Raw genomic sequence first — 16,765 nt, forward strand, 5'->3', positions numbered from 1 at the left:
ACGGCATCATCGACCGAGCCGGCCGTCCCGGGGTCACCGGCCAGGGGCGGCCCGACCGGCGGGTGGCGTGGGTGAACCGGACCGGCTCGGCCCGGTTCGCCACGCCCGTCTCACGGCCCAGGGTCGGGCCGCCCCTGCCGTGGCAGCTCCAGCGCCACCGCCGCGGCGGAGTCGCAGTACTCCCGTACCGCGCTTGTCCGGGCGACCACGCGGCCGCGGTGGATGACGATCCGGCTGTACGCCAGCGAGAGGACGCCCGCGAGGTGTTCGCCCCGGACCGCGAGGAGCTCGGCGGGGAAGCCGGCCTCCACCCGCACTTCCGGCAGGCCCATCGCCGCCCGCGCCGCCGCGCTGACCGCGTCGTACGCGTCCGGGACCCGCAGTCCGCCCTGGGAGGCGAGCAGGAAGGCCGCCTCCAGCGGGTCGCCGCGGCCCACCGGGTTCGCCACGTCCCGCATCGCCCCGCTGCCCGCGGCGACGGGCACCCCAGCCGCCCGCAGCAGCCGCACGGGAGCGACGCCGCGCAGTTCGGAGCCCGCGCAGCCGCCCTGTGGCAGACAGACGACCGTGACCCCGGCGGCCGCCAGCTGGTCGGCCGTCCGCGACGCCACATCGGCGGGCAGCCGTGCCAGACCGGCGCACGGGCCGATGGACACACCGGGGCGCAGGCCCCCGGCCATCGCGGCCAGCCGGGCCAGCCGGGCCGGGTCGTCGCCGTCGGTGTGGAGGTCGACGGGGCAGCCGTGCTCCGCGGCGGCCTCCAGTACCGCCTCCGTGTACCCCGTCGGGTCCGGATCGGCGTCCGGGCTGCCGCCCACCACGGACGCGCCCGTCTTCAGCGCGTCCCGCAGCATCGCGAGGCCGTCCGCGCCCGCCACGCCGGTGAGCAGCCGGGGCACGGCGACGGTGGTCACCTCGGCGAGCCCGCGCAGCGCCCGCCGCGCCTCCAGCACGGCCTCGAGCGGGCCGAGCCCCTGCACATCGCCGATCCGCACGTGCGACCGCAGCGCCGTCGCCCCGTGCCCGAGCTGCAGCAGCGCCGCCTCGGTGGCGCGCCGTTGCACGTCCTCCGTGGCGTACGACACGGGCCCCTCCGGCGCGAGCGCGGTCAGGGCGGTGTCGGCGTGGGCGTGCGGCTCGGCGGGGGCGGGCAGCAGCAGATAGCCGCCGAGGTCCACGCGTGCGGAGTGCGTCTTCGGCGCGGCGCTGAGGCTGCCGGCGGTGCCGACGGCCTCGATGCGTGCGCCGCTCAGCCGTACGTCGACCGTGCGGCCGTCGGTGAGCCGGGCGCCGCACAGGAGCAGGGTGGTGCTGTCTGCGGTGGCGCCGTCGGGCGGCTGCGCCTGGCTGTCGGGCATCGCGCTCCTGACGGGCGGGGGAGTGGCCTTGGGGACGGCCCGCGGGACGATCAAGATCACCCGGTGTGTGCCGAGCCTAGGGGCGCCCCGACCCCGCATCGAGGAGGAGCGCAATAGTCGTACCGGTGTGACCACGAGTGGCGTACGGGGACGGGCGCGGCGGCGGGGTCCGCGGTGTCCCGTGAGGTGGCCGGGAGGGGGCTCCGCCGTTACGCGACGAAGGCGGCCAACGTGGCCCGTAAACAGATTTGGGCGATCGGCGACCGACCGTGTAATGTCTTCATCGCTCGCCCCAATAGCTCAGTCGGCAGAGCGTCTCCATGGTAAGGAGAAGGTCTACGGTTCGATTCCGTATTGGGGCTCTGATGTTGGATGATCCTCGCCTCCGGGCGAGGGGATCCGGCGTCGAAGCGGTGTAGCTCAGTCGGTAGAGCAAGCGGCTCATAATCGCTGTGTCACCGGTTCAAGTCCGGTCACCGCTACACACGGTAGCCGATTGTGGGGTCGGTCCTTCGATCGGCTACTCTTTTCTGCGTTCAATCCGTCCATCCGTCCAAGGAGCACTCACGTGGCTGCCACCGACGTCCGCCCGAAGATCACGCTGGCCTGCGTGGAGTGCAAGGAGCGGAACTACATCACCAAGAAGAACCGGCGCAACAACCCGGACCGTCTTGAGATGAAGAAGCACTGCCCGCGCTGCAACGCGCACACCGCGCACCGCGAGACGCGCTGAACCAGGCTCGAATGCGAGGCCGTCCCCACTCGGGGGCGGCCTCGCGTCGTTTGTCACGGGGTTACCGGCGAGTGTTCCGGTGGCACCGGCCAGGAACGGAAACCAGGAGGTAGCGAGTCCATGGCGCTCGACCAGTCCTTCGTCGGGCGGACCTATCCGCCCACCGCGCCGTACGAGGTCGGCCGGGAGAAGATCCGGGAGTTCGCGGAGGCCGTCGGTGACGCCAGTCCCGCCTACACGGACCCCGAGGCCGCCGAGCGGCTCGGCCACGCGGACGTGATCGCCCCGCCGACCTTCGTGTTCGCCATCACGTTCAAGGCGGCGGGACAGGTCGTCGAGGATCCGCAGCTCGGCCTGGACTACAGCCGTGTGGTGCACGGCGACCAGAAGTTCGCCTACAGCCGGCCGGTCCGGGCGGGGGACCGGCTGACGGTCACCTCCACGATCGAGGCGATCAAGTCGCTCGCGGGCAACGACATCCTTGACATCCGCGGCGAGGTGCACGACGAGGCAGGAGAGCACGTCGTCACCGCGTGGACCAAGCTGGTGGCGCGTGCCGCCGAGGAGGGCTGACCCGATGACGGCGAAGATCGCGTACGAGGACGTCGAGGTCGGCACCGAACTGCCCGCGCAGACCTTCCCGGTGACCCGGGCGACGCTGGTCCGCTACGCCGGCGCGTCCGGGGACTTCAACCCCATCCACTGGAACGAGAAGTTCGCCAAGGAGGTCGGACTGCCTGACGTGATCGCGCACGGCATGTTCACGATGGCCGAGGCGGCGCGCGTGGTGACCGACTGGGCGGGCGACCCGGCCGCCGTCGTCGAGTACGGGGTCCGCTTCACCAAGCCGGTCGTCGTGCCGAACGACGACCGGGGCGCGGTCATCGAGGTCAGCGGCAAGGTCGCGGCCAAGCTGGACGACAACCGGGTGCGCGTCGACCTGACCGCGGTCTCGGCGGGGCAGAAGGTGCTCGGGATGTCCCGGGCGGTCGTCCGCCTCGCCTGAGGCGCTCCACCCGACCCCGCGTTCCGGAGCGGCCGCCGCCACGGAACGCGGGTCCTCCACGCCTTCCACCGCCCGGCCCCGGGCCGCTGCGGGCAGGGAGCCGGGATCCGGCCCTGCGCCCGGTCACGGGCCGGGCCACCGGGCTCCCCGCGACGTTGTGAGCCCGGACACGCTCCGGTCCGGGCGGGTCCCGCCCCAGTCCGGAAGCATCCTGCCGGGGCGCCCCGCGACCGGCCGTCCACCGCCCCGGCCGCTCCCCGGCCGGAGCGGCCCGGACCGTACCCTTGTCCCCGTGCTGGAACTCCATGACGCGCCTCTCGCCCCGCTGACCACCTTCCGTCTGGGTGGTCCGGCCACCCGTCTCGTCACGGCCACCACCGACGACGAGGTGATCGCCGCCGTCCGGGCGGCGGACGCCGCCGGGACCCCGCTGCTCCTCATCGGCGGCGGCAGCAACCTGGTGATCGGGGACAAGGGGTTCGACGGCACGGCGCTGCGCATCGCCACCACCGGCTTCCGGCTGGAGGGCGGGGAGCTGGAACTCGCAGCGGGCGAGGTGTGGACCGACGCCGTGGCCCGCACCGTCGAGGCCGGACTGGCCGGACTGGAGTGCCTCTCCGGCATCCCCGGCTCGGCCGGTGCCACCCCGATCCAGAACGTCGGCGCGTACGGACAGGAGGTCTCCGGCACCATCACCGAGGTCGTCGCCTACGACCGCCGCAGCGGCCGGACCGTCACCGTGCCGAACGCCGACTGCGGCTTCTCCTACCGCCACAGCCGCTTCAAGGCCGACCCCGAACGCCACGTGGTGCTGCGCGTCCGGTTCCGGCTGGAGGACGCGGGGGGCCTGTCCGCGCCCATCAGGTACGCGGAGACCGCGCGGGTGCTCGGGGTGGGGCCGGGCGACCGCGTACCGGTGGCGGCGGCCCGCGAGGCGGTCCTGAAGCTGCGTGCCGGCAAGGGCATGGTCCTGGACCCCGACGACCACGACACCTGGTCGGCCGGCTCCTTCTTCACCAACCCGATCCTGACCACGGCCGAGTACGAGACCTTCCTCGTCCGGGTCCGGGAGCGGCTCGGCGAGGACGTCGCCCCGCCCGCCTACCCGGCCGGTGACGGGCACACCAAGACCTCCGCCGCCTGGCTCATCGACAAGGCCGGCTTCACCAAGGGCTACGGCAGCGGCCCCGCCCGGATCTCCACCAAGCACACCCTGGCCCTCACCAACCGCGGCGGGGCCACCACCGAGGACCTCCTCGCGCTCGCACGCGAGGTGGTCGCCGGAGTGCGCGACGCCTTCGGGGTCACCCTCGTCAACGAGCCGGTGACGGTCGGCGTCGGTCTCTGAGCCGCGTTCGGGGACCGGTGCCGTCCCGCTGCGGGGCGGGGCGCGCGGCCGTCGGGTGCGTGCTCCCGGTCCGCCCGCCTGGCACGTGCACTCGCCGCGTGGTCGGTCGTCCGGGTGCGTCCCGGGTACGTCAGGGACGAGGATGGCCCTCCGCCCGGCGACGGCACGCACCGTGAGTCCCGCACACGGGCTTCCCGCACACGGGCTCAAGGGCGCTCGGGCGCGGCCCCGGCCCGACCTCGCGCGGCCCGACCTCGGCGGGACTGCCGGATCAGTCCTTCAGCCACTCGTCGATCCCGCCCAGCAGACCGTCCCGCACGTGCTGCGGAGCGGTCGAGGCGCGGACCGACTGGCGGGCCAGCTCGGCCAGCTCCTCGTCGGTGAAGCCGTGATGGTGCCGGGCGATCTCGTACTGGGCCGCCAGCCGCGACCCGAAGAGCAACGGGTCGTCGGCGCCCAGCGCCATCGGTACACCCGCGTCCCACAGTGTTCGCAGGGGTACGTCCTCGGGCTTCTCGTACACCCCGAGGGCCACGTTCGACGCGGGGCAGACCTCGCAGGTCACGCCGCGCTCCGCCAGCTTGCGCAGTAGCCGTGGGTCCTCGGCCGCGCGGACCCCGTGGCCGATCCGGGCGGCGTGGAGGTCGTCCAGGCAGTCCCGCACGGACGACGGGCCGGTCAGCTCGCCGCCGTGCGGTGCCGCCAGCAGGCCGCCGTCGCGGGCGATCGCGAACGCGCGGTCGAAGTCCCTGGCCATACCGCGGCGCTCGTCGTTGGAGAGTCCGAAACCGACCACCCCGCGGTCCGCGTAGCGCACCGCCAGCCGCGCCAGCGTGCGGGCGTCCAACGGATGCTTCATGCGGTTGGCGGCGACCACGACGCGCATCCCCAGCCCCGTCTCCCGAGCCGCCTCGTCCACCGAGTCCAGGATGATCTCCAGGGCGGGGATCAGCCCGCCCAGCATCGGGGCGTACGAGGTGGGGTCGACCTGGATCTCCAGCCAGCCCGAGCCGTCCCGGACGTCCTCCTGGGCCGTCTCCCGCACCAGCCTCCGGATGTCCTCCGGCCGCCGCAGACACGACCGCGCCATGTCGTAGAGCCGCTGGAAGCGGAACCAGCCCCGCTCGTCCGTCGCCCGGAGCTTCGGCGGTTCGCCGCCGGTCAGCGCGTCGGGGAGGTGCACACCGTACTTGTCGGCGAGCTCGAGCAGGGTGCCGGGCCGCATCGACCCGGTGAAGTGCAGATGCAGATGGGCCTTGGGCAGCAGGCTGAGATCGCGGACTCTCGGGGGGTTCGGGGGGTGTCCCCCTGACGGGCACAGCATTGAAGGATCTTGCCGCAGACACCGGCCGAACGGCAGCCCCTTTCCCCGATCGGGTCCTTGGCCGAACGAAGAATCGCGTTCCGGCGGGGAAGCGGAGTGGGGGGGACGGAGAACGGGCCCCGGCCGTCCGGCCGGGGCCCGCCCCTCACGTCGTCCGATGGAAACGGAACCTCAGCCCCGGGCCTCCGCCAGCAGCTTCTGCATGCGCGAGACGCCTTCGACGAGGTCCTCGTCGCCGAGTGCGTACGACAGCCGCAGGTAACCCGGCGTGCCGAAGGCCTCACCGGGAACGACCGCGACCTCGGCCTCCTCCAGGATCAGCGCAGCGAGCTCCACGGAGGTCCGCGGACGCTGCCCGCGGATCTCCTTGCCCAGCAGGCCCTTCACCGACGGGTACGCGTAGAAGGCGCCCTCGGGCTCCGGGCAGACCACGCCGTCGATCTCGTTGAGCATCCGCACGATGGTCTGCCGGCGGCGGTCGAACGCCTCACGCATCTTCGCGACCGCGTCCAGGTCGCCGGAGACCGCGGCGAGCGCGGCGACCTGGGCCACGTTCGAGACGTTGGAGGTGGCGTGCGACTGCAGGTTGGTCGCGGCCTTGACGACGTCCTTCGGGCCGACGATCCAGCCCACCCGCCAGCCGGTCATCGCGTACGTCTTCGCCACGCCGTTGACCACGATGCACTTGTCGCGCAGCTCGGGCACCACGGCGGGGATCGAGGTGAATGTGGCGTCGCCGTAGACCAGGTGCTCGTAGATCTCGTCCGTCAGCACCCACAGACCGTGCTCCAGCGCCCAGCGGGCGATCGCCTCGGTGTCCGCCTCGCTGTAGACCGCGCCGGTCGGGTTGGACGGGGAGACGAACAGGACGACCTTCGTCCTCTCCGTGCGGGCCGCCTCCAGCTGCTCCACGGACACCCGGTAGCCCGTGGTCTCGTCGGCGACGACCTCCACGGGGACACCGCCGGCCAGCCGGATCGACTCCGGGTACGTCGTCCAGTACGGCGCCGGGACGATGACCTCGTCGCCCGGGTCCAGGATCGCCGCGAAAGCCTCGTAGATCGCCTGCTTGCCGCCGTTGGTCACCAGTACCTGCGCGGGGTCGACCTCGTAGCCCGAGTCGCGGAGCGTCTTCTCCGCGATCGCCTTCTTCAGCTCGGGCAGGCCGCCGGCCGGGGTGTAGCGGTGGTACTTCGGGTTCTTGCAGGCCTCGATCGCGGCCTCGACGATGTAGTCCGGGGTCGGGAAGTCCGGCTCGCCCGCCCCGAAACCGATCACCGGACGGCCGGCGGCCTTGAGGGCCTTGGCCTTGGCGTCGACGGCGAGGGTCGCGGACTCGGAGATCGCGCCGATACGGGCGGAGACCCGGCGCTCGGTGGGAGGAGTTGCAGCGCTCATACGGCCCATCGTCGCAGAACGCGGAGTGCCCGGGTACAGGGGTTTCGCGGGTCGGGGCGGTGGCTGACAGGGTCAGGACAGAACGCGGACAGGAACCGCCTCGAAGCTATCTGTTCGACGCATGGCTTCCGACCACGTACACTCACTGGTCGTTGGCCCTCACGGACCACCACCGCCGATGCGGTAGGTTTGGGGGGAACCACAAAGGGTCGTAGCTCAATTGGTAGAGCACTGGTCTCCAAAACCAGCGGTTGGGGGTTCAAGTCCCTCCGGCCCTGCTACACACACCTTCGCCAGGATGTGTGCGCATGTACGTACTTCGATGCATAGCCGTGCGGCTCGACCGGGCGCGGCACGGCCACGACCCGGAATCAGGTGAGAGACGTGACGGACGCCGTGGGCTCCATCGACATGCCTGATGCCGAGGACGAGGCGCCTGAATCCCGCAAGAAGACCCGAAAGGGTGGCAAGCGCGGGAAGAAGGGCCCCCTGGGCCGCCTCGCGCTGTTCTACCGGCAGGTCGTCGCCGAGCTTCGCAAGGTCGTCTGGCCCACGCGCAACCAGCTGACGACGTACACGACCGTGGTGATCGTCTTCGTGGTCATCATGATCGGTCTCGTGACCGTGATCGACTATGGCTTCCAGGCAGCCGTCAAGTACGTCTTCGGCTGATCCCGCGGAGGGCGCCTGACCGGCGCCTTTTTCGCATGTTCCACCCCATCTGTATCCAGGAAGAAGCAGCCACCGTGTCTGACCCGAACCTGAACGACGCCGTTGAGCCGAGCGACAGCCTCGAGTCCGCTGAGGACGCGCTCGACATCGTCGAGGCGGCGGACTCCGTCGACCCGGACCAGGCGGAGGCTGCTGACGCCGCTGCGGGCGAGCCCGCGGAGCAGGCCGCGATCCACGTGGACGACGAAGCCGAGGCCGTGGCCGAGGTGGACGAGGACGCGGAGGCGGCTGAGGCCGTGGCCGACGAGCAGCCCCTGGAGGAGGCCGAGCCGGAGGCTCCGGCCGACCCCGTCGCCGCGCTCCGCGAGGAGCTGCGCGGGCTGCCCGGCGAGTGGTACGTGATCCACACCTACGCCGGCTACGAGAAGCGCGTGAAGGCCAACCTGGAGCAGCGCGCCGTCTCGCTGAACGTCGAGGAGTTCATCTACCAGGCCGAGGTGCCCGAGGAGGAGATCGTCCAGATCAAGAACGGCGAGCGCAAGAACGTCCGGCAGAACAAGCTGCCCGGCTACGTGCTCGTCCGGATGGACCTGACGAACGAGTCCTGGGGCGTCGTCCGCAACACTCCCGGTGTGACCGGCTTCGTCGGCAACGCCTACGACCCCTACCCGCTGACCCTGGACGAGATCGTGAAGATGCTCGCCCCGGAGGCGGAGGAGAAGGCGGCCCGCGAGGCGGCCGAGGCCGAGGGCAAGCCGGCGCCGGCCCGCAAGGTCGAGGTCCAGGTCCTGGACTTCGAGGTCGGCGACTCGGTCACCGTCACCGACGGTCCGTTCGCCACCCTGCAGGCCACCATCAACGAGATCAACGCCGACTCGAAGAAGGTCAAGGGCCTCGTCGAGATCTTCGGCCGTGAGACGCCGGTCGAGCTCAGCTTCGACCAGATCCAGAAGAACTGACGGATCGCCCCACAGCTTCCGACCAGGTCAGAGCGGCCCTCGCGGCTGTTCTGACCTGCTCGGTTTTTGGCCGCACAGTGATACCCGTTATCGTGGTGCGGTATGCCTCCATCCGGATGATCGGGTGGAAGTCATGCAGTTTCAGCACACTCTCAACTGGACCCGGAGAGAGCAATGCCTCCCAAGAAGAAGAAGGTCACGGGGCTTATCAAGCTCCAGATCCAGGCCGGCGCCGCCAACCCGGCTCCGCCGGTCGGCCCCGCGCTGGGTCAGCACGGCGTCAACATCATGGAGTTCTGCAAGGCCTACAACGCCGCGACCGAGTCGCAGCGTGGCATGGTCGTGCCGGTGGAGATCACGGTCTACGAGGACCGTTCCTTCACCTTCATCACCAAGACTCCGCCGGCCGCCAAGCTGATCCTCAAGGCCGCGGGCGTGGACAAGGGCTCCGGCGAGCCGCACAAGACCAAGGTCGCCAAGCTGACGCGCGACCAGGTCCGCGAGATCGCCACCACCAAGATGCCCGACCTGAACGCCAACGACCTGGACGCCGCCGAGAAGATCATCGCCGGCACCGCCCGTTCCATGGGCATCACGGTCGAGGGCTGATCAGCTCCCCGAGACCTCAGTGGCAGGGCCAGGCGCTGGCCCGGACCACGAACTCCACGCCTGAGACACCACAGGAGAAGAAGTGAAGCGCAGCAAGGCTCTCCGCAACGCGGACGCCAAGGTCGACCGGGAGCGCAACTACGCCCCGCTCGAGGCCGTCCGAATTGCGAAGGACACCGCCACCACCAAGTTCGACGGCACCGTCGAGGTCGCCTTCCGCCTGGGCGTCGACCCGCGCAAGGCCGACCAGATGGTCCGTGGCACCGTGAACCTTCCGCACGGCACCGGCAAGACCGCCCGGGTCCTGGTCTTCGCGACCGGTGACCGTGCTGCGGCCGCGGAGGCCGCGGGCGCCGACATCGTCGGCTCCGACGAACTGATCGACGAGGTCTCGAAGGGTCGTCTGGACTTCGACGCCGTCGTCGCCACCCCGGACCTCATGGGCAAGGTCGGCCGTCTCGGCCGCGTGCTCGGTCCCCGTGGTCTGATGCCGAACCCCAAGACCGGCACCGTGACCATGGACGTCGCCAAGGCCGTCACCGACATCAAGGGCGGCAAGATCGAGTTCCGTGTCGACAAGCACGCGAACCTGCACTTCATCATCGGCAAGGTCTCCTTCGACGAGACCAAGCTGGTCGAGAACTACGCCGCGGCGCTGGAGGAGATCCTCCGTCTGAAGCCGTCCGCGGCGAAGGGCCGCTACATCAAGAAGGCGACCCTGACCACCACCATGGGTCCCGGCATCCCGCTGGACTCGAACCGCACCCGCAACCTCCTCGTCGAGGAGGACCCGGCCGCGGTCTGAGCCTGACGGCTCGCACACGGTGAGACCGGCCCCCGTACCTCTTCCCGAGGCGCGGGGGCCGGTTTTCCATTACGACGGTGTCGGTGGGGTGCGTTACCGTTCGGTTGACTTCACGGACGCAACAGAACTGAAGAGCAGGGGTGGGGATTCATGAGCATGTCGACGTGGAAGCGCGTGGGCGTCTCCCTGACGGCCGTTGCCGTCGTCGCGGGTGTCGCGGGCTGTCAGGACGGTGACGAGGGCGGGAAGAAGAAGGCCGCCGACTCCCCGCGGTCCGCCGTCCAGTCGCAGGGTGAGATCACCAAGGTGATCCAGGCCGCGTACAAGAAGACGGCGGACGCCAAGTCCGCCAAGGTCCGCATGACCATGGCCATGCCTGCGGGCATGGAGGGCGGCGGCACGATGGTGATGTCCGGTGTGCAGGGCTGGAACCCCGGTGTGATGGACGTCACCGTGAAGGGCTCGATGCTCACCGCGGGCAACCCGGACGCGCCTTCCCAGGTGCGCATGGTCATGGTGGACCAGGCCATGTACATGGAGATGGGTGCCAAGCAGGCCGCCGAGATGGACGGCAAGCGCTGGATGAAGATGGACTTCAAGGCCGCCGCCGAGGCCAGCGGCGACAAGGCGCTCCAGAAGCAGATGACCGGCAGCCTGGAGAACATGAACCAGGACCCGGCCCAGCAGCTCGCCCTGCTGCTCGGCTCGCCGAGCATCAAGCACGTCGGCGCGGAGAAGGTCGACGGGGTCGAGACGCAGCACTACAAGGGCACGCTGACCTTCCAGGAGATACTCGACGCCAACGAGTCCCTCGACGTGCTCTCCGCGGAGGAGCGCAAGGAGCTGGTCGCCGGCGTCAAGAAGGCCGGCATCACGGGCTACGACACCGAGGTCTGGGTCAATGAGGACGACTACCCGGTCAAGATGGTCGTCGGCATGAAGATGCCTCAGGGCACGATGACCATGACGGCGAACTACTCCGACTACGGCGCCGCGGCCACGGTCCAGGCGCCGCCGGCGAAGGACACCTTCGACCTCTTCAAGATGCTCAAGGAGCTGGAGGGCTCGGGCGCGGAGGGCGGCCCCGGCCTGGACGGCTGACGGCACGGCCGGCACGGCCGGCACGGCCGAGCGTCCGGACATCCCCTGGCGGGTGGCGGTGGGCAGGATCTGCCGACCGCCCCCGTCCACCGGGGTCCGGCCGGTCCGGACGCCCGATTTGCTTGACGCCGATCCGTTCGCGTACTCTTCCCCGGAAGCCAAAGACCGCTGGTCGTTGCCGTGCCCGTGAGGGTTTCGGCGGCCGAAGGATCCGCTAGCTGCGGACGACCCGCGCAGGTGACTGTGGATGAAGCTCCCGGACGTCAGCCCGGTCGAGCCACGCCCCGTGCGCCTGCGCCGGGGCGTTTCGTTTTGCCCAGTCTCCTTCCTTCAGCCCATGCGGTCCGAATCACCCGGAAGGAGGCCGAGGCTCATGGCGAGGCCCGACAAGTCCGCCGCGGTCGCCGAGCTGACGGACAAGTTCCGCAGCTCGAACGCCGCCGTGCTGACCGAGTACCGCGGTCTCACCGTGGCGCAGCTCAAGCAGCTGCGTCGTTCGCTCGGTGAGAACGCCCAGTACGCCGTGGTGAAGAACACGCTGACCAAGATTGCGGCCAACGAGGCCGGGATCACCTCGCTCGACGACCAGTTCGCTGGTCCGACGGCGGTCGCCTTCATCACCGGTGACCCGGTGGAGTCGGCGAAGGGTCTTCGTGACTTCGCCAAGGAGAACCCGAACCTCATCATCAAGGGCGGTGTCCTTGACGGCAAGGCGCTGTCCGCCGATGAGATCAAGAAGCTTGCGGACCTCGAGTCCCGCGAGGTTCTGCTCGCCAAGCTGGCGGGTGCCATGAAGGGCAAGCAGTCCCAGGCTGCCGCGCTCTTCCAGGCGCTCCCGTCGAAGCTCGTCCGCACCGTGGACGCGCTTCGTGCCAAGCAGGCCGAGCAGGGCGGTGCCGAGTAATTCGGCTCGCGCATTGACCCGCGCCGCCTAGCGCGCGGGTCGCAGCGGGCCCAACGTACGCCCGCCGACATGTACACCCGGCACCAGCCGATTTAGTGGAAGGACCGCCATCATGGCGAAGCTGTCTCAGGAAGACCTGCTCGCGCAGTTCGAGGAGATGACCCTCATCGAGCTCTCCGAGTTCGTGAAGGCGTTCGAGGAGAAGTTCGACGTCACCGCCGCCGCCCCGGTCGCCGTTGCCGCCGCCGGTGGCGCCGGTGCCGCTGCCGCCGAGGCCGTCGAGGAGAAGGACGAGTTCGACGTCATCCTCACCGGCGCCGGCGACAAGAAGATCCAGGTCATCAAGGTCGTGCGTGAGCTGACCTCCCTGGGCCTGAAGGAGGCCAAGGACCTCGTCGACGGCACCCCGAAGCCGGTCCTCGAGAAGGTCAACAAGGAGGCCGCTGACAAGGCCGCCGAGTCCCTCAAGGCTGCCGGTGCGGCCGTCGAGGTCAAGTGACCTCGCGAGTCCTCTGACTCCCGCGCTGTAACGCGCACACACTGAAGGGCGATCATCCATTCGGGTGGTCGCCCTTCGGCGTTCCCTCCACCGTCGGGTGGGCGCCTTGCGATGTCCGCTGCGGAGAGTAAGGTGATCTTCGCCGTGCGCCAGGTGACGATCCCCGCAGCCAGGATTGGGCTGGGGGGCCTTGACGAACCGCACGCAGCGCGCAATTCTCAGGACGCGTCGTCACAACGGTCCAAGTTCGAGGCATGGATCGGCGACCGAACGGGCAGTATCGGTGTGCGCCTCCCGGCGCACGGCATACCGCGGAGTTGAGAACAACGAGGGTCTCGGTTTACCCGCCCTGGACATCAGTGGGCCAAGTGGCTACACTGACCCTTTGCGCTGCCTGTTAGCTGCCCCCTGCCCGTCACCAGGGGCATCCCCACGCACGAGCATCGTTGGCCAGAATAGCCCTGACCTGGGATTTCTGTCTTTGTGCCCGGCTTGGGACCGGTACGCGCGTAGTGAGTCCGAGCCCTCGGAAGGACCCCCTCTTGGCCGCCTCGCGCAACGCCTCGACCGCGAATACGAACAACGGCGCAAGCACCGCCCCGCTGCGCATCTCCTTTGCAAAGATCAAGGAGCCCCTCGAGGTTCCGAACCTCCTCGCGCTGCAGACCGAGAGCTTTGACTGGCTGCTCGGCAACGCCGCGTGGAAGGCTCGTGTCGAGGCGGCTCTGGAGTCCGGACAGGACGTCCCCACCAAGTCCGGTCTGGAGGAGATCTTCGAGGAGATCTCCCCGATCGAGGACTTCTCCGGGTCGATGTCGCTGACCTTCCGCGACCACCGCTTCGAGCCTCCGAAGAACTCGATCGACGAGTGCAAGGAGCGCGACTTCACGTACGCCGCCCCGCTCTTCGTCACGGCCGAGTTCACCAACAACGAGACCGGCGAGATCAAGTCCCAGACGGTCTTCATGGGCGACTTCCCGCTCATGACCAACAAGGGCACCTTCGTCATCAACGGCACCGAGCGTGTCGTGGTGTCGCAGCTGGTCCGCTCGCCGGGTGTCTACTTCGACTCCTCCATCGACAAGACGTCCGACAAGGACATCTTCTCCGCCAAGATCATCCCGTCCCGGGGCGCCTGGCTGGAGATGGAGATCGACAAGCGCGACATGGTCGGTGTCCGCATCGACCGCAAGCGCAAGCAGTCCGTCACCGTCCTCCTGAAGGCGCTCGGCTGGACCACCGAGCAGATCCTCGAGGAGTTCGGCGAGTACGAGTCGATGCGCGCCACCCTGGAGAAGGACCACACGCAGGGCCAGGACGACGCGCTGCTCGACATCTACCGCAAGCTGCGCCCGGGCGAGCCCCCGACGCGCGAGGCCGCGCAGACCCTTCTCGAGAACCTGTACTTCAACCCGAAGCGCTACGACCTCGCCAAGGTCGGTCGCTACAAGGTCAACAAGAAGCTTGGCGCGGACGAGCCGCTGGACGCCGGCGTGCTCACCACCGACGACGTCATCGCGACCATCAAGTACCTGGTCAAGCTGCACGCCGGTGAGACCGAGACGGTCGGCGAGAGCGGTACGCAGATCGTCGTCGAGACCGACGACATCGACCACTTCGGCAACCGCCGTCTGCGCAACGTCGGCGAGCTGATCCAGAACCAGGTCCGTACGGGTCTCGCCCGTATGGAGCGCGTCGTGCGTGAGCGCATGACCACCCAGGACGTCGAGGCGATCACGCCGCAGACCCTGATCAACATCCGGCCGGTCGTCGCCTCCATCAAGGAGTTCTTCGGCACCAGCCAGCTGTCCCAGTTCATGGACCAGAACAACCCGCTGTCGGGCCTGACCCACAAGCGTCGCCTGTCGGCGCTGGGCCCCGGCGGTCTGTCCCGTGAGCGGGCGGGCTTCGAAGTCCGTGACGTGCACCCGTCCCACTACGGACGCATGTGCCCGATCGAGACCCCCGAAGGCCCGAACATCGGTCTGATCGGTTCGCTCGCCTCGTACGGCCGCGTCAACGCGTTCGGCTTCGTCGAGACGCCGTACCGCAAGGTCGAGGGTGGTCAGGTCACCGACGAGGTGGACTACCTGACCGCCGACGAGGAGGACCGCTTCGTCATCGCGCAGGCCAACGCCGCGCTCAACGACGACCTGCGTTTCTCCGAGGCCCGCGTGCTCGTCCGCCGCCGCGGCGGCGAGGTCGACTACGTGTCGCCCGAGGACGTGGACTACATGGACGTCTCGCCGCGCCAGATGGTGTCGGTCGCGACCGCCATGATCCCGTTCCTCGAGCACGACGACGCCAACCGCGCCCTCATGGGCGCGAACATGATGCGCCAGGCCGTTCCGCTCATCAAGGCGGAGGCCCCGCTCGTCGGCACCGGCATGGAGTACCGCTGTGCCACCGACGCCGGCGACGTCATCAAGGCGGAGAAGGACGGTGTGATCCAGGAGGTCTCGGCCGACTACATCACCGTCGCCAACGACGACGGCACGTACACCACGTACCGCATCGCCAAGTTCTCCCGCTCCAACCAGGGCACCTCGGTCAACCAGAAGGTCGTCGTCTCCGAGGGCGACCGGGTCATCGAGGGCCAGGTCCTCGCCGACGGGCCGGCCACCGAGAACGGTGAGATGGCGCTCGGCAAGAACCTGCTCGTGGCGTTCATGCCGTGGGAGGGCCACAACTACGAGGACGCGATCATCCTGTCGCAGCGCCTCGTGCAGGACGACGTCCTCTCCTCGATCCACATCGAGGAGCACGAGGTCGACGCCCGTGACACCAAGCTCGGCCCGGAGGAGATCACCCGGGACATCCCGAACGTCTCCGAGGAGGTCCTCGCCGACCTCGACGAGCGCGGCATCATCCGTATCGGTGCCGAGGTCGTCGCCGGTGACATCCTGGTCGGCAAGGTCACTCCGAAGGGTGAGACCGAGCTGACCCCGGAGGAGCGCCTGCTCCGCGCGATCTTCGGTGAGAAGGCCCGCGAGGTGCGTGACACCTCGCTGAAGGTGCCGCACGGCGAGACCGGCAAGGTCATCGGCGTCCGCGTCTTCGACCGCGAGGAGGGCGACGAGCTTCCCCCCGGTGTGAACCAGCTGGTGCGCGTGTACGTCGCGCAGAAGCGCAAGATCACCGACGGTGACAAGCTCGCCGGCCGTCACGGCAACAAGGGCGTCATCTCCAAGATCCTGCCGATCGAGGACATGCCGTTCCTGGAGGACGGCACCCCGGTCGACATCATCCTCAACCCGCTCGGCGTCCCGTCCCGAATGAACCCGGGACAGGTCCTGGAGATCCACCTCGGCTGGCTCGCCAGCCAGGGCTGGGACGTCTCCGGTCTCGCCGACGAGTGGGCCCAGCGCCTGCAGGCCATCGGTGCCGACCAGGTCGCCCCCCGCACCAACGTGGCGACCCCGGTCTTCGACGGTGCCCGCGAGGACGAGCTGGCGGGTCTGCTGGAGCACACGGTCCCGAACCGCGACGGCGACCGCATGGTCCTCCCGTCCGGCAAGGCGCGCCTGTTCGACGGCCGCTCCGGCGAGCCGTTCCCGGACCCGATCTCGGTCGGGTACATGTACATCCTCAAGCTGCACCACCTGGTCGACGACAAGCTGCACGCGCGCTCGACCGGTCCGTACTCGATGATCACCCAGCAGCCGCTGGGTGGTAAGGCTCAGTTCGGTGGCCAGCGGTTCGGTGAGATGGAGGTGTGGGCGCTCGAGGCATACGGCGCCGCATACGCCCTCCAGGAGCTGCTGACCATCAAGTCCGACGACGTCACCGGCCGCGTGAAGGTCTACGAGGCCATCGTCAAGGGCGAGAACATCCCCGAGCCCGGCATCCCCGAGTCCTTCAAGGTGCTCATCAAGGAGATGCAGTCCCTGTGCCTCAACGTGGAGGTGCTGTCCTCGGACGGCATGTCCATCGAGATGCGCGACACCGACGAGGACGTCTTCCGCGCCGCGGAGGAGCTCGGTATCGACCTGTCCCGGCGCGAGCCGAGCAGCGTCGAAGAGGTCTGACGGGCCTCCCGCCACCCCTCA

General features: G+C 69.4%; 15 protein-coding genes and 3 tRNA genes. 15 read left to right on the top strand and 3 right to left on the bottom strand.

Translation table 11 applies throughout. From position 1 onward, the window contains the following. Positions 1 to 110: 110 nt before the first annotated feature. A complete protein-coding gene (locus tag QMZ92_RS05945; protein ID WP_283296183.1) occupies positions 111 to 1,358 on the bottom strand; it encodes an amidohydrolase family protein in 1,248 nt (415 codons plus the stop codon). 289 nt (positions 1,359 to 1,647) lie between these two features. Here QMZ92_RS05945 and QMZ92_RS05950 point away from each other — a divergent pair. The 6 genes from QMZ92_RS05950 (at position 1,648) to QMZ92_RS05975 (ending at position 4,445) form a co-directional block, all read left to right on the top strand. Then, positions 1,648 to 1,720: transfer RNA gene (locus QMZ92_RS05950), tRNA-Thr, on the top strand. Between the two features lie 47 nt (positions 1,721 to 1,767). Then, positions 1,768 to 1,840, top strand: a tRNA-Met gene (locus QMZ92_RS05955). An 86-nt stretch (positions 1,841 to 1,926) separates the two neighbouring features. Further along, complete coding sequence (rpmG, locus tag QMZ92_RS05960; protein ID WP_003948671.1) at positions 1,927 to 2,091, top strand: 50S ribosomal protein L33; 165 nt, start codon at positions 1,927 to 1,929, stop codon at positions 2,089 to 2,091. 120 nt (positions 2,092 to 2,211) lie between these two features. Continuing rightward, positions 2,212 to 2,664 (top strand): MaoC family dehydratase N-terminal domain-containing protein, encoded by a 453-nt coding sequence (locus tag QMZ92_RS05965; protein WP_138053688.1) that lies wholly within the window; start codon positions 2,212 to 2,214, stop codon positions 2,662 to 2,664. A 4-nt stretch (positions 2,665 to 2,668) separates the two neighbouring features. After that, positions 2,669 to 3,097, top strand: coding sequence for a MaoC family dehydratase (locus QMZ92_RS05970; protein ID WP_283296184.1), 429 nt, complete (start codon positions 2,669 to 2,671; stop codon positions 3,095 to 3,097). A gap of 292 nt (positions 3,098 to 3,389) precedes the next feature. Beyond that, positions 3,390 to 4,445 carry a UDP-N-acetylmuramate dehydrogenase gene (locus tag QMZ92_RS05975; protein WP_283296185.1) on the top strand — a complete coding sequence of 352 codons (1,056 nt, stop codon included), beginning with the start codon at positions 3,390 to 3,392 and terminating at the stop codon, positions 4,443 to 4,445. Between the two features lie 271 nt (positions 4,446 to 4,716). Here the strand turns inward: QMZ92_RS05975 and QMZ92_RS05980 are convergent, their stop codons facing one another. After that, entirely contained in the window at positions 4,717 to 5,769 is a 1,053-nt protein-coding gene (locus tag QMZ92_RS05980) for an adenosine deaminase (protein ID WP_283296186.1), read from the bottom strand. A gap of 171 nt (positions 5,770 to 5,940) precedes the next feature. Then, entirely contained in the window at positions 5,941 to 7,167 is a 1,227-nt protein-coding gene (locus tag QMZ92_RS05985) for a pyridoxal phosphate-dependent aminotransferase (RefSeq protein WP_283296187.1), read from the bottom strand. A gap of 205 nt (positions 7,168 to 7,372) precedes the next feature. Between QMZ92_RS05985 and QMZ92_RS05990 the strand changes: the two genes are divergently transcribed. The 9 genes from QMZ92_RS05990 to rpoB all read left to right on the top strand — a co-directional run bounded on the left by QMZ92_RS05990 (position 7,373) and on the right by rpoB (position 16,744). Further along, positions 7,373 to 7,445 (top strand) — tRNA-Trp (locus QMZ92_RS05990). A gap of 106 nt (positions 7,446 to 7,551) precedes the next feature. Continuing rightward, on the top strand, positions 7,552 to 7,839 hold the full coding sequence (gene secE / locus QMZ92_RS05995; RefSeq protein ID WP_283296188.1) for a preprotein translocase subunit SecE: 288 nt from the start codon (positions 7,552 to 7,554) through the stop codon (positions 7,837 to 7,839). A gap of 74 nt (positions 7,840 to 7,913) precedes the next feature. Then, positions 7,914 to 8,798: a transcription termination/antitermination protein NusG gene (gene nusG / locus QMZ92_RS06000; RefSeq protein ID WP_138053683.1), complete on the top strand. Its 885-nt coding sequence runs from the start codon at positions 7,914 to 7,916 to the stop codon at positions 8,796 to 8,798. A gap of 174 nt (positions 8,799 to 8,972) precedes the next feature. Further along, positions 8,973 to 9,407, top strand: coding sequence for a 50S ribosomal protein L11 (gene rplK / locus QMZ92_RS06005; protein ID WP_006347265.1), 435 nt, complete (start codon positions 8,973 to 8,975; stop codon positions 9,405 to 9,407). Positions 9,408 to 9,489: 82 nt separating this feature from the next. After that, a complete protein-coding gene (gene rplA, locus QMZ92_RS06010) occupies positions 9,490 to 10,212 on the top strand; it encodes a 50S ribosomal protein L1 (RefSeq protein WP_138053681.1) in 723 nt (240 codons plus the stop codon). A gap of 156 nt (positions 10,213 to 10,368) precedes the next feature. Further along, entirely contained in the window at positions 10,369 to 11,313 is a 945-nt protein-coding gene (locus QMZ92_RS06015) for an SCO4651 family lipoprotein (RefSeq protein WP_502962006.1), read from the top strand. A gap of 373 nt (positions 11,314 to 11,686) precedes the next feature. Beyond that, a complete protein-coding gene (gene rplJ / locus QMZ92_RS06020) occupies positions 11,687 to 12,217 on the top strand; it encodes a 50S ribosomal protein L10 (RefSeq protein WP_269728900.1) in 531 nt (176 codons plus the stop codon). A 112-nt stretch (positions 12,218 to 12,329) separates the two neighbouring features. Then, positions 12,330 to 12,716 (top strand): 50S ribosomal protein L7/L12, encoded by a 387-nt coding sequence (gene rplL, locus QMZ92_RS06025; protein WP_269728899.1) that lies wholly within the window; start codon positions 12,330 to 12,332, stop codon positions 12,714 to 12,716. A gap of 542 nt (positions 12,717 to 13,258) precedes the next feature. After that, on the top strand, positions 13,259 to 16,744 hold the full coding sequence (gene rpoB, locus QMZ92_RS06030; RefSeq protein WP_283296190.1) for a DNA-directed RNA polymerase subunit beta: 3,486 nt from the start codon (positions 13,259 to 13,261) through the stop codon (positions 16,742 to 16,744). Positions 16,745 to 16,765 lie beyond the last annotated feature (21 nt).

The sequence above is a fragment of the Streptomyces sp. HNM0645 genome (genome assembly GCF_030056615.1).
Lineage (GTDB): Bacteria > Actinomycetota > Actinomycetes > Streptomycetales > Streptomycetaceae > Streptomyces > Streptomyces marianii.

Coding starts and splice junctions, on each gene's coding strand:
- QMZ92_RS05985 (WP_283296187.1), bottom strand. CDS start 7,167: ATGAGCGCTGCAACTCCTCCCACCGAGCGCCGGGTCTCCGCCCGTATC.
- QMZ92_RS05965 (WP_138053688.1), top strand. CDS start 2,212: ATGGCGCTCGACCAGTCCTTCGTCGGGCGGACCTATCCGCCCACCGCG.
- QMZ92_RS05945 (WP_283296183.1), bottom strand. CDS start 1,358: ATGCCCGACAGCCAGGCGCAGCCGCCCGACGGCGCCACCGCAGACAGC.
- rplK (WP_006347265.1), top strand. CDS start 8,973: ATGCCTCCCAAGAAGAAGAAGGTCACGGGGCTTATCAAGCTCCAGATC.
- QMZ92_RS05970 (WP_283296184.1), top strand. CDS start 2,669: ATGACGGCGAAGATCGCGTACGAGGACGTCGAGGTCGGCACCGAACTG.
- QMZ92_RS06015 (WP_502962006.1), top strand. CDS start 10,369: ATGTCGACGTGGAAGCGCGTGGGCGTCTCCCTGACGGCCGTTGCCGTC.
- QMZ92_RS05980 (WP_283296186.1), bottom strand. CDS start 5,769: ATGCTGTGCCCGTCAGGGGGACACCCCCCGAACCCCCCGAGAGTCCGC.
- rplJ (WP_269728900.1), top strand. CDS start 11,687: ATGGCGAGGCCCGACAAGTCCGCCGCGGTCGCCGAGCTGACGGACAAG.
- rplL (WP_269728899.1), top strand. CDS start 12,330: ATGGCGAAGCTGTCTCAGGAAGACCTGCTCGCGCAGTTCGAGGAGATG.